12 protein-coding genes are annotated in these 12,242 nt (G+C 68.2%); 6 read left to right on the forward strand and 6 right to left on the reverse strand.

Annotated elements, in window-relative coordinates; translation table 11 throughout:
- Positions 1-3 precede the first annotated feature (3 nt).
- Positions 4-1,185 (reverse strand): sensor histidine kinase, encoded by a 1,182-nt coding sequence (locus ACYSM9_RS01185; protein WP_461855147.1) that lies wholly within the window; start codon positions 1,183-1,185, stop codon positions 4-6.
- A gap of 182 nt (positions 1,186-1,367) precedes the next feature.
- On the opposite strand from ACYSM9_RS01185, the gene ACYSM9_RS01190 reads away from it, so the two are divergent.
- A complete protein-coding gene (locus ACYSM9_RS01190; protein WP_461855148.1) occupies positions 1,368-1,748 on the forward strand; it encodes a DUF485 domain-containing protein in 381 nt (126 codons plus the stop codon).
- On the forward strand, positions 1,745-3,361 hold the full coding sequence (locus ACYSM9_RS01195; RefSeq protein WP_461855149.1) for a solute symporter family protein: 1,617 nt from the start codon (positions 1,745-1,747) through the stop codon (positions 3,359-3,361). The genes ACYSM9_RS01190 and ACYSM9_RS01195 overlap by 4 nt, the downstream gene beginning before the upstream one ends.
- 122 nt (positions 3,362-3,483) lie before the next feature.
- On the opposite strand, the gene ACYSM9_RS01200 is transcribed toward ACYSM9_RS01195, so the two are convergent.
- The 4 genes from ACYSM9_RS01200 to ACYSM9_RS01215 all read right to left on the reverse strand — a co-directional run bounded on the left by ACYSM9_RS01200 (position 3,484) and on the right by ACYSM9_RS01215 (position 5,863).
- Positions 3,484-4,116 (reverse strand): hypothetical protein, encoded by a 633-nt coding sequence (locus tag ACYSM9_RS01200; protein ID WP_461855150.1) that lies wholly within the window; start codon positions 4,114-4,116, stop codon positions 3,484-3,486.
- 1 nt (position 4,117) lies between these two features.
- On the reverse strand, positions 4,118-4,522 hold the full coding sequence (locus ACYSM9_RS01205; protein WP_461855151.1) for a DUF4383 domain-containing protein: 405 nt from the start codon (positions 4,520-4,522) through the stop codon (positions 4,118-4,120).
- 136 nt (positions 4,523-4,658) lie between these two features.
- Positions 4,659-5,240, reverse strand: coding sequence for a hypothetical protein (locus ACYSM9_RS01210; RefSeq protein WP_461855152.1), 582 nt, complete (start codon positions 5,238-5,240; stop codon positions 4,659-4,661).
- 149 nt (positions 5,241-5,389) lie between these two features.
- Positions 5,390-5,863, reverse strand: a complete 474-nt coding sequence (locus ACYSM9_RS01215) for an Lrp/AsnC family transcriptional regulator (protein ID WP_461855153.1) — start codon at positions 5,861-5,863, stop codon at positions 5,390-5,392.
- Positions 5,864-6,057: 194 nt separating this feature from the next.
- Here ACYSM9_RS01215 and pdhA point away from each other — a divergent pair, with 194 nt between their 5' ends.
- Genes pdhA through ACYSM9_RS01230 form a run of 3 tightly spaced genes read left to right on the forward strand, consistent with a single transcriptional unit; the run spans position 6,058 to position 9,709 of the window.
- On the forward strand, positions 6,058-7,227 hold the full coding sequence (gene pdhA / locus ACYSM9_RS01220; RefSeq protein WP_461855154.1) for a pyruvate dehydrogenase (acetyl-transferring) E1 component subunit alpha: 1,170 nt from the start codon (positions 6,058-6,060) through the stop codon (positions 7,225-7,227).
- On the forward strand, positions 7,227-8,237 hold the full coding sequence (locus tag ACYSM9_RS01225) for an alpha-ketoacid dehydrogenase subunit beta (RefSeq protein WP_461855155.1): 1,011 nt from the start codon (positions 7,227-7,229) through the stop codon (positions 8,235-8,237). Before pdhA ends, ACYSM9_RS01225 begins: the two co-directional genes overlap by 1 nt.
- An 8-nt stretch (positions 8,238-8,245) precedes the next feature.
- The gene (locus ACYSM9_RS01230; protein WP_461855156.1) at positions 8,246-9,709 is read left to right on the forward strand and encodes a dihydrolipoamide acetyltransferase family protein; all 1,464 of its coding nucleotides are present in this window, start codon (positions 8,246-8,248) and stop codon (positions 9,707-9,709) included.
- Positions 9,710-9,824: 115 nt separating this feature from the next.
- Here ACYSM9_RS01230 and ACYSM9_RS01235 read toward each other — a convergent pair whose 3' ends face one another.
- Entirely contained in the window at positions 9,825-10,484 is a 660-nt protein-coding gene (locus ACYSM9_RS01235; RefSeq protein WP_461855157.1) for an SACE_7040 family transcriptional regulator, read from the reverse strand.
- A 144-nt stretch (positions 10,485-10,628) separates the two neighbouring features.
- Here ACYSM9_RS01235 and ACYSM9_RS01240 point away from each other — a divergent pair, with 144 nt between their 5' ends.
- Entirely contained in the window at positions 10,629-12,236 is a 1,608-nt protein-coding gene (locus ACYSM9_RS01240) for a carboxyl transferase domain-containing protein (RefSeq protein WP_461855158.1), read from the forward strand.
- Positions 12,237-12,242 lie beyond the last annotated feature (6 nt).

Genomic DNA, 12,242 nt, shown 5'->3' on the forward strand with positions numbered 1-12,242 from the left:
GACTTACGCGTCGTGGCCCGGCTGGGACTTCGGCACCCGCATGGTGATCAGGGTGCCCTCGCCCGGCGCGGTCTCGATGACCAGCCCGTGGCCGTTGCCGTACACCTGCCGGAGCCGGGCATCGACATTGCGCAGCCCCACGTGCTCCCCGTCGGTGTGGCCCGCCAGCATGGACCGCAGGTGATCGGGGTCCATGCCCACGCCGTCGTCCTCGATGGTCACCTCGGCGAAGGCCCCGGCGTCCTCGGCCGTGATGCTGATGTGCCCCGGCCCCTCCTTGGCCTCGAGCCCGTGCCGGACGGCGTTCTCCACCAGCGGCTGCAGGCTCAGGAAGGGGATCACGGTGCCCAGCACCTCCGGCGCCACGCGCAGGCTGACCTGGACGCGCTCGCCGAACCTGGCGCGTTCCAGCAACAGGTAGCGGTCAATGCAGCGCAGCTCCTCGGCCAGGGTGGTGAAGTCCCCGTGCCGCCGGAAGGAGTAGCGGGTGAAGTCCGCGAACTCCACCACCAGTTCCCGGGCCCGGGCGGGATCGGTGTTGATGAACGAGGCGATGGCGTTGAGCGAGTTGTAGATGAAGTGCGGGCTGATCTGGGCGCGAAGGGCCCGGACCTCGGCCTCCATCAGCAGGGTGCGCGAGGCGTCCAGCTCAGCGAGTTCCACCTGCGCCGCCACCCAGTCCGCCACCTCGCCGGTGGCCCGGACCAGGCCCGCCCCCGCCGACGGCGCGAAGGCGGCGACGACGCCCGCCACCCGGCTGCCGGCCCGCACCGGTGCGATCACCGCGGCCAGCGCACCGCCGGTGCCCTGCGGTCCGGCCGGAAGCACGGCCGCCCTGCCGGATGCGAGCACGCTTGCGGCCAGCTCCATCAGGTCCGTCCCGGCGTCCTCCGCGGCCCCGTCCCAGGCCAGGACGCCGGCGGTATCGGTGATGGCCAGGGCATCACAGCCCAGCAGGGCACGCAGTTGCCGGCTGGCTTTCGCGGCGCCGGCCGGGTTAAGGCCGCGCCGGAGGTGCTGGCCGGCCTGCGAGGCGGCGTGGAGCGTGTGGTAGGTGGCCCGCTCGGCGTCGGTGCCCAGCTCCCGGAAGGAGCGCAGCACCTTCAGGCCAACGGCGACGACGACGGCAATCGACATCGCGATCACCGCCACGGCCGCGGCGGTCAGGAGGGGGGAGTCCGGCATGGTGCCAGCGTAGCGGCGGGAACCGCTCGCCGCAGCACAGCGACCGCTGAGCGACCACCGGTTCCGCAGCTATGGAATACCGGGCGGTCCGGCAGCACAGTGATTGGAGTCACACAAGCGGCCTCTCCTGTTCAGGGTCCTGCCGCCCGGTGTGTACCGGCAAGTCTCAATGAGGAGGAACGATGGGTAACGACGCCCACACTCCGGACGCAGCGGCGTCCGTGGACTTCGAGCAGGTCCAGTCGACCGGGCAGTTCCAGGAACTGCGCAAGCGTCATCGCAGCTTTGTCTTCCCCATGGCAGTGGCCTTCCTGCTGTGGTACTTCGCGTATGTCCTGCTCGCCGACTATGCGGTGGGATTCATGTCCACCAAGGTCTGGGGCAACATCAACATCGGCCTGATCCTGGGCCTGCTCCAGTTCGTCTCCACGTTCGCCATCACCGGCTGGTACGTGCACTACTCCAACAAGCGGCTGGACCCCATCGCCTCGGAGATCAGGCATGAAATCGAGGGGCACGAATTCGACAAGCACGGAAACCGAGTGGGCGGGGCCAACAAATGATCGCAATTCCCGCTGCGGTGGATGTCGCCGCCCTCAAGGACACCACGCTCCTCAACATGGGAATCTTCGGCCTGTTCGTTGCCGTGACCATGGTGATCGTGTTCCGCGCCAGCCGGAACAACAAGACCGCCGCCGACTACTACGCCGCCGGCCGCTCGTTCACGGGCTCGCAGAACGGGACGGCCATCGCGGGGGACTACCTGTCCGCCGCATCCTTCCTTGGCATCACCGGTGCCATCGCCATCAACGGCTACGACGGGTTCATGTACTCCATCGGGTTCCTGGTGGCCTGGCTGGTGGCGCTGCTCCTCGTGGCTGAACTGCTGCGCAACACCGGCAAATTCACCATGGCCGACGTCCTGTCCTTCCGGCTGAAGCAGCGTCCGGTCCGGATCGCCGCGGCCATCTCCACCCTCGCCGTCTGCTTCTTCTACCTCCTGGCACAGATGGCCGGTGCCGGCAGCCTGATCTCCCTGCTGCTGGGCATCAGCGACTGGGGCGGACAGGCGCTGGTGATCATCGTCGTCGGCGCCCTCATGATCATGTACGTCCTGATCGGCGGCATGAAGGGCACCACCTGGGTCCAGATCATCAAGGCCATGCTGTTGATCGCTGGCGCCGCCGTCATGACCCTGTGGGTCCTGGCCATCTACGGCTTCAACCTCTCCAGCCTGCTGGGCGGCGCCGTGGAGACGGCCAACAACCCGGCGGTGCTCAACCCTGGCCTGCAGTACGGCAAGTCGGACACCTCCAAGCTGGACTTCATGTCGCTGGGCCTGGCGCTGGTCCTTGGCACCGCAGCCCTGCCGCACGTCCTGATGCGCTTCTACACGGTGCCCACCGCCAAGGAAGCACGCAAGTCGGTCGTCTGGTCCATCTGGCTGATCGGGCTCTTCTACCTTTTCACCCTGGTGCTGGGCTACGGCGCGGCCGCCCTGGTGGGGGCGGACACCATCAAGTCCGCGCCCGGCGGAGTCAACGCTGCTGCCCCGCTGCTCGCCTTCCACCTGGGCGGGCCGCTGCTGCTCGGCTTCATCTCCGCGGTCGCCTTCGCCACCATCCTGGCTGTGGTGGCCGGCCTGACGATCACTGCCGCGGCATCCTTCGCCCACGACATCTACGCCAACGTCATCGCCAAGGGCAAAGCCGACGCCGCCACCGAAGTCCGAGTGGCGCGGCGCACCGTGGTGGTCATCGGTGTCCTGGCCATCCTGGGCGGTATCTTCGCCAACGGCCAGAACGTCGCCTTCCTCGTGGCGCTGGCCTTCGCCGTCGCCGCGTCGGCCAACCTGCCCACCATCATCTACTCGCTGTTCTGGCGGAAGTTCACCACCCAGGGCGCCGTGTGGAGCATGTACGGCGGACTGGCGGCCGCGATCCTGCTGATCGTCTTCTCCCCGGTGGTGTCCGGCGCGAAGACGTCAATGATCCCCGGAGCCAGCTTTGCGCTCTTCCCGCTCAGCAACCCGGGTATCGTGTCCATCCCGCTGGCCTTCTTCCTGGGCTGGCTGGGCACCACGCTGGACAAGCGGCGCGAGGACCCTGCCAAGCAGGCCGAGATGGAAGTCAGGTCGCTGACCGGCATCGGCGCCGAGAAGGCCGTCGACCACTAGCAGGGCACCGGCCCGCCGTGAAGAGCCTCCTGCCGCGGAGCAGTTCAACTGCGGCATGGAGGCTCTTTCGTTGGCGGGGCCAGGTGTGCTTCCCGCAACGCCGGCGGTTCCGTGCGGGTGATTCAGTGCCGGTGGCCGCCCGGGGCAGGGCTTCCGTGGTCGCCGTGCGGGACCGCGTACTGGCCGGCCGCTGAGGCGGCGAGTCCCGGCGTCGTTATTCCTGCCACCAGCACGGCACCAGCGAACGCTGCCAGCAACAGCCTGCCCGGCCTCGTGCCGGACCCCGCCGGCTGCCCTGCCCTGCCCTGCAGCGCACCGTCCCGCTGGAGCCACCCGAGCGAGGCGAGGATCATCAGGGTCAGCAGGAGCGCCGACAGCTGCGTCAGGCTGAGCCCGGACGCGGTGGACGCGGGGAAGGCAATGGCGGCCACGTGGGCCGCGGCGGCACCTGCCAGCGCGTACCGCGCCCACCGGTTCCCGGCCAGCCGGTCCTTTGCCAGGAACGCCACGGCTCCGGCCAGCAGCGCGGCGCCCCACAGACCGGCCGCCACACCCGCGAGGAGTCCTGCCGGTCCTGGGGAGCCTGCCGCGAAGAAGCTCGAGGAGATTGCCAGGTTGACCGAACCTGCACCGAAGCCGGCGAACCCGGCGACCAGGCGGACCGAAGAGTCCGCCTGGGGAGCGGGGCGCTGCGGAGTCGCCGGATGGCCCGATCCACCTGGTGGCCGAAGCGCGGCCCTGCCGTGCCGTGGCATGCTAGGCGCGGGCAGCGGCAGGGGACTTGTCCAGGGACAGGCCGACGCCGAGCAGGAGCACGGCGCTGGCGAGGTGGAGGACGTTGTCGGCGCCGTTGAGCGCGATGATGTTCAGCGGTGAGTTCAGCAGGAACAGGCCCAGGATGCCCACCAGCAGGTAGACGGCGCCCACGGAGGCGTTCACCGTGCGGGCGGTGTCAGTTCCGCGGAGCCCGGCGAAAAGCAGCGCCGCGCCGATGGCGAGGTGGATGACGTTATGCAGCGGGTTCACTTCGAAGATGATGAGGTTTGCACCCTCGGTGGCCACGAATCCGATTCCGGACGTGACGGCGAAACCCAGGAGGCCCACCAGCAGGTAGACAGCTCCAAAAATCGTTGCGACGAGGCGGTTGGGTGAAGTGCGCATGGCCCGAATCCTTCCGTTGGGCGGGTGTTTCCCGCCGGTTTACGGATCCCCCGGCGGGACCCTCGGGAGCAATTCGGACCATGGCAAGGGACGGATGGGTAAAAGATCAGTACCCTTGCTTCTTGTGTCCCGGGCCTCAGGAGGCGGGCCGCAGCTTGATGCTGGTCATCCGCAGCTGGTCCTTGCCCTGGAAGCGGTAGGCGAGGTCCACCTTCTTCCCGTCACAGGTGATCTGCCCCGTCACCTCCGCCGATTTCCTGCCGTTCTCCGTGGCCACCTCGACGTCGTTGTAGGAAGGCTGGCAGGAGCCATCCATGTTCAGGGTCTTGACCCCGGACATGAAGGCCTCCTTGGAGAGCTGGTCCTGAAGGGCAGGGTCCAGGTAGTCGTCGTATGCGGCGGAGGTGTCGCCGGCGATTACCTTCCTGGTGAACGCATCGGCCAGGCCCTTGGCCTGGTTTGCGGCACCGCCCACCACGTTCACCAGGATGACGACGCCGAGGATCACCAGCAGCAGCACCGCGCCGATGCTGCCAAGAAGCATCCAGAGCTTCCGGCGGCCCCGGACGCGCGGCCGCCTGCCGGGCAGGCCCGGCAGTCCGTTCTGGTGTTCGTCCTGCAGCCCGAAAGGCGCCGGCCGCTCCGGCAGCGGGGGCAGTTGCCGCGGCACGGAACCGGCGCGGCCGGGCTGGTACGGATCCTGGGGACTGCTGCTCAACGGGAACCTTTCGGGAAGGTGTACGGCATGAAGGTGCACGGCACCGGGTCCGGGCCCTGCCGGCCCGGCACATGACTGCACCAAGCCTATAACCCGGCCCGCCGCCGTCGTACTAACCGCCGCCGTCGCACGGATGAAGGCTGCTGCCGTCAGCTGCCCTCGGAGCCGCGTTCCAGCAGGGGCTGCACCCGGAAGGGGATGAGTTCGCCCATGGCCAGTGCGGTGTCGGCCCGCTCCACGCCGTCGCACGCCAAAATCTTGCCGTTGATCCGGAACAGGTCTTCGGCATCCTGGGCCACCACGCGCAGCAGCAGGTCGGCGGACCCGGTCAGTCCAAAGCCCTCAAGGATTTCCGGGATCGCGGCGAGTTCCCCGGCCAGCCGGGCAAGCTTCCGCTGCTGGACATGCACGGAGATGAACGCCATCAGCGGATATCCCAGGGCCGCCGGGTTGATCCGGCGCTCGAAGGACAGGAAGACGTGCTTCTTCTCAAGCTGTGCCATGCGCGCCTGCACCGTGTTCCGGGACAATCCGAGCTTCTGCGCCAGCGCCACCACCGTCCGCCGCGGATCCTCGGCCAGCGCTGAAAGCAGGCGGGTGTCAGTGCCATCCAAAGCTTGCATAATGCGCAACGGTAGCACGGTCGGCGCGGCGCGCGTAGAGCATTTTGCTCAGTAATCGCGCCGGTAGTTGTACCCCTTGAACATTGTGAGTAGGGTCACAATTATCCGGGGCAATGGCGCCCGGAAGGCCTGCGGCGGCAGGGGCCACAAGCCCCGGAACCGCTGGTCAACGACGTCAGAAGGTTGCGGCTATCGTGTCTACAGACCAAACGGGCCAGGGCGGCGCGCAGGCCCCGGACAGCTCCGGGAAACCCGCCGGACCAGGACAGGAACTCCTTCAGCTGATCACACCGGCCGGTGAGCGGATCAGCCACCCCGAATTCGATTTCTGGGTCAAAGACATCACGGACGAGCAGCTGTGTTCCCTTTTCGAGGACATGGCCGTCATCCGCCGGATCGATATCGAGGCCACGGCCCTGCAGCGGCAGGGCGAGCTGGCCCTGTGGCCGCCGCTGCTGGGGCAGGAGGCAGCCCAGATCGGGTCCGGACGGGCATTGCGGGCCGACGACTTTGTGTTCTCCAGCTACCGCGAGAACGGTGTGGCCTACTGCCGGGGCGTGGACCTCACCGACCTCCTGCGGGTTTGGCGCGGCAATGCCTCCGGCGGCTGGGACCCGTACACCATCAACATGGCCACGCCGCAGATCATCATCGGCGCCCAGACCCTGCACGCCACCGGGTACGCCATGGGGATCCAGAACGACGGCGCCGACTCCGTGGCCGTCACGTACTTCGGTGACGGCGCCACGAGTGAGGGCGACGTCAACGAGGCCATGGTGTTCGCGGCCAGCTTCCAGGTGCCCGTGGTGTTCTTCTGCACCAACAACCACTGGGCCATTTCCGAGCCCGTCCGGCTCCAGTCGCACATCCACCTGGCGGACCGGGCCAGCGGCTTCGGCATCCCCAGCCTCCGCGTGGACGGCAACGATGTCCTGGCCGTCATGGCCGCAACGCGGGTGGCGCTGGACCGGGCGCGGCGCGGCGGCGGACCCACCTTCATCGAAGCTGTCAGCTACCGGATGGGCCCGCACACCACGGCCGATGACCCCACCCGCTACCGTGACGCCAATGAACTGGAGGACTGGGCCGCAAAGGACCCCGTTTCCCGGCTGGCTTCGCTCCTGGAACGCAAGGGCCTCCTCACTGACGCGCTGCAGCAGCAGGTCAAAGACAAGGCGGACGCCGTCGCCGCCGCGATGCGCCGCGGCTGCACCACGATGCCGGACCCGCAGCCGATGGACATCTTCAAGCATGTCTACAGCACGCCGAATTCCTGGCTTGACCGGCAGCAGGACCACTACGCCCGTTACCTGGCCTCCTTCGGCGATCCCGCAGGAGCCGTTTCAGAAGAAGGTGCACGCTGATGACCCGGATGACCTTTGCCCGCGCCATCAACGCCGGGCTGCGGAAGTCGCTGGAGAATGACTCCAAAGTGGTCCTCCTGGGCGAGGACATCGGTACCCTCGGCGGTGTGTTCCGCGTGACGGACGGGCTGCAGAAGGACTTCGGCACACACCGCGTCGTGGACACCCCGCTGGCGGAGTCCGCGATCGTGGGCACCGCCGTCGGCCTGGCCTACCGGGGCTACCGCCCGGTGGTGGAAATCCAGTTCGACGGGTTCATCTACCCCGCGTTCGACCAGATCGTCAGCCAGGTGGCCAAGCTGCATTACCGCACCCGCGGGGCCGTGAAGATGCCCATCACCATCAGGGTCCCCTTCGGCGGCGGCATCGGCTCGCCCGAGCATCACTCCGAGTCCCCGGAAGCCTACTTCACCCACACCTCCGGCCTGCGCGTGGTGACGGTGGCCAATCCGCAGGACGCCTACACGGTGATCCAGCAGGCCATCTCGTGCGACGACCCCGTCCTGTATTTCGAACCCAAACGCCGGTACCACGACAAGGGCGAAGTGGACGAAGCCGCAGACCCCGGAGCTGCCCTGGCCATGGACAAGGCACGGGTGCTGGCCATGGGCAGCGACGTCACACTGGTGGCCTACGGGCCGCTGGTCAAAACCGCCATGGACGCCGCCTCGGCCGCCGCCGACGAGGGCATCTCCATCGAAGTCATCGACCTGCGCTCGCTGGCCCCGGTGGACTACGACTCCGTTGCGGCATCGGTCCGCAAGACCGGGCGTTTGGTGGTCACGCATGAGGCCGGGCAGTCCGGCGGCCTCGGCGCAGAGGTGGCGGCGAGCATCACCGAACGGTGCTTCTACCACCTTGAGGCGGCACCGGTCCGGGTGACCGGATTCGACATCCCCTACCCGTACTCGAAGCTGGAAATGCACCACCTGCCCGGGCTGGACCGCATCCTCGACGGCGTGGACCGCGCCCTGGGCCGCCCGAACTCCCTGAGCGGACTGGAAGGATGAAGGGCACCATGATCAAGGAATTCCGGCTCCCGGACCTGGGCGAAGGGCTCACCGAATCCGAAATCCTCAGCTGGAAAGTGGGCGTGGGCGACACCGTCAGCCTGAACCAGGTGATCGCCGAAGTCGAAACCGCCAAGGCCGTGGTGGAGCTTCCCTCGCCGTTCGCGGGGGTCATCAAGGAGCTGCACGAACAGCCCGGTTCCGTCGTGGAGGTTGGCAAGCCGATCGTCTCATTCGAGGTACCGGACGACGACGGCGCGGCACCTTCCGGGGCCACCGGCCCGTCGGCGGGGGCTGGGGAACAGACGGTGGAAACGCCCAAACGCGAGCCGAACCTGGTGGGCTACGGCGCCGTCGTCGAAGCTTCAGGGCGGCCAACGCGCCGGCCGCGGAACTTCGCGGCAGCGCCGGCAGCTGCCGGGACCAGTTCCCCGGTGGTTGAGCCTGCCGAAACCATGCCTGCCGGGACGAACCCCCCGGTGGCCGAACCAGCCGAAACGGCACCTGCCGAAACCGCACCTGCCGAAACTGCGCCCGCCTCGGAGGCGGCCGTGCCTGCCGAAGCGCGCCCTGCCGAACGTCCCCGCTCCACCCCGCCGGTACGCAAGCTTGCCAGGGACCTTGGCGTGGACCTCGCGGACGTGGCCGGCACAGGTCCTGGCGGGCTGATCACCCGCGAGGATGTCCAGGCGCTTGCCGGGCACGCGAACGAACCGGCGGCCGCGCCGGTTTCCGAGCCGGCTTCGGCGCCAGCGGCAGCCCGCGCGGGGGAGCGGGAAACCAGGACCCCCATCAAGGGCGTCCGGAAGCACACGGCGGCCGCCATGGTGCGCAGCGCGTTTACCGCACCGCATGCCACCGAGTTCCTCACCATCGACGTCACGCCCGGCATCGAACTGTTGGACAGGCTCCGGAACAGCAGGGACTTCGCCGGCCTCAAGCTCACGCCGCTCACGCTGGCTGCCAAGGCGGTACTAGTCGCCCTGCGCCGGAATCCTGCGCTGAACTCGCGCTGGGACGAGGAGAACCAGGAGATCGTCACGTTCAACTACGTGAACCTGGGCATCGCCGCGGCCACGCCGCGGGGCCTCACCGTGCCCAACATCAAGGACGCCGACACGCTGGCCCTGCCGCAACTCGCCCAGGCGCTGGCCGACTTGGCCGAAACGGCCCGGGCCGGCAAGACGGCACCCGCTGAGCTGTCCGGCGGCACCATCTCCATCACCAACATCGGCGTCTTTGGCATCGACGCCGGCACCCCCATCCTCAATCCGGGCGAGGCTGCCATCCTGGGGCTCGGGGCGGTCCGGACCATGCCGTGGGAGTTCCGGGGGGAGGTGGCACTGCGGCAGGTCCTCACGCTCAGCCTCTCCTTCGACCACCGGCTCGTGGACGGGGAGCAGGGCTCGCGGTTCCTCGCCGACGTCGGAGCCATCATGGCCGATCCCGGAATGGTGCTCACCATGGTGTAGGCCCTCCCCCCGGTCTGCGGGCAACCGGCCCCTCTGGGCACAACCGGCCCCCAGCCGCATGACCGTTGCTGCCACCGGCCAGGGGCCGTCCGTGGTGTGCGGGCTGTCGGTCAGGTCAGGCCGGGGGCACGGTCAGGGCGGCCAGCGCCATGCGCTCGAGGAGGGGGCGGGCCACCCCGGCAGCGATCCGCCGGCCGTGGCTGCGGACCGAGTGGGGAGTGGAGTTGATCAGGCCGAAGGTGGCGTGGGCCCGCATGCGCAGCTCGGCCGCATCTGTCTCCGGGTGGACCTTGGACAGGACATCGACCCACACTTCCACATAGCTGCGCTGCAGGGTGCGCACGGCGGATTGGTCCTGTTCGGAGAGGTTGCTGAAGTCCCGGTCCTGGACGCGGATCACGTCCGGCTTGCCGAGGGCGAAGTCCACCTGGAACTCCACCAGCTGCCGGAGCGCAGCCAGCGGATCAGCCGAACCAGCCACCACCTGGCGCCCGCCGTCCAGCAGTTCCTGGCTCACAGTGACCAGCAGGTCGGCGAGGACTGCCTGCTTGCCCGGAAAGTGCCGGTACACCGCCGGCCCGCTCACCCCCGCCGCCGCGCCGAGGTCTTCCAGCGATACCCTGTTGAACCCGTTCGCCGCGAACAGCGACGCGGCCGCTGCCAGGAGGGCCTGGCGGCGGTTCTCCTTGGCCCTGCCCCGCTGCGTGGTGGGGGCAGGCTGCCCTGGATCAGTGGGTTCAGTTGTATTGCTGGAACGGGTTTCCGTGCTGGGCACTATTCCTCCTCGGACCCGCAGATTCTAGCAAGGGAGCCAGGTGTTGGACATCACAGTTAACAGAGACTAACCTGAATTTCAGTTATGAGTCACTAACCGAGTTGGCAGTTGGCTGGCCCGGTGCCGAGCAGGAACGGATCGTCAATGGAGACCCTGGTCAGCCGGCTTGACCCGGCAAGCGAGTCCTTCAGGGCCAACCGGGAGGCACAGCTGTCCCTCGCCGAAGCCCTGCGAAAACGGCTGGCGGACACCGCGCTGGGCGGGCCCCAAAAGTCACGGGAGCGCCATGTGGCCCGCGGCAAGCTCCTCCCGCGGGACCGCATCGACCAGCTGCTCGATGACGGCAGTCCCTTCCTGGAAATTGCCCCGCTCGCCGCCAACGGGATGTACAACGATGACGCCCCCGGCGCCGGCGTCATCGCCGGAATCGGCCTGGTGCACGGCCGCCAGGTCCTGGTCATCTCGAACGATGCCACCGTCAAAGGCGGCACCTACTATCCGATGACCGTCAAGAAGCACCTCCGCGCGCAGGAAATCGCCATGGAAAACCGGCTGCCCTGCATCTACCTGGTGGACTCGGGCGGGGCCTTCCTGCCCAAGCAGGACGAGGTCTTCCCGGACAAGGACCACTTCGGCAGGATCTTCTTCAACCAGGCACGGCTCTCGGCAGCCAAGATTCCGCAGGTCGCCGCCGTGATGGGGTCCTGCACCGCCGGCGGCGCCTACGTGCCGGCCATGAGCGATGAGACCGTGATCGTCCGGAACCAGGGCACCATCTTCCTGGGCGGCCCGCCGCTGGTGAAGGCCGCCATCGGGGAAGTCGTCACGGCGGAGGAACTTGGCGGCGGGGAAGTGCACTCGCGGGTTTCCGGGGTCACGGACCACCTTGCCGAAAACGACCACCACGCCCTCCAAATCGTCCGGGACATCGTCGCCACCCTCCCGCCCCCGGCGCCGCCCGCCTGGCAGGTGGAACCCGCCGTCGAACCCGCCGCAGACCCCGCCGGGCTGTACGGCGCCGTACCCACCGACGTCAACGCGCCCTATGACGTGCACGAGGTGATTGCCAGGCTGGTGGACGGCAGCCGGTTCCACGAGTTCAAGAAGGATTACGGCGCCACCCTGGTCACCGGGTTCGCCCGCATCCACGGGCACCCCGTGGGCATCGTTGCCAACAACGGCGTGCTCTTCAGCGAATCGTCCCTCAAAGGGGCGCACTTCATCGAATTGTGCGACCAGCGCGGCATCCCGCTGGTGTTCCTGCAGAACATCTCCGGCTTCATGGTGGGCAGGGACGCCGAACAGGGCGGCATCGCCAAGAACGGGGCCAAGATGGTGACCGCCGTCGCCACCGCCCGCGTCCCCAAGCTGACCGTGGTCATCGGCGGGTCGTTCGGCGCCGGCAACTACTCCATGTGCGGCCGGGCCTATTCGCCGCGGTTCCTCTGGATGTGGCCGGCCGCCCGGATCTCGGTCATGGGAGGCAACCAGGCCGCCAGCGTGCTGGCCACCGTGAAGCGGGACCAGTACGACGCGGCGGGGGAGGACTGGTCCGCCGAGGATGAGGAAGCGTTCAAGGCGCCCATCCGGCAGCAGTACGAGGACCAGGGCAGCCCCTACTATTCCACCGCCCGGCTGTGGGACGACGCCGTGATCGACCCCGCCGACACCCGCACCGTCCTCGGGCTCGCGCTCGACGTCGTCTCCCGCACCCCCTTGCCGGAGACCTCCTTCGGCCTCTTCCGGATGTGAGCCAGC

This window comes from Arthrobacter sp. C152, from assembly GCF_054890965.1.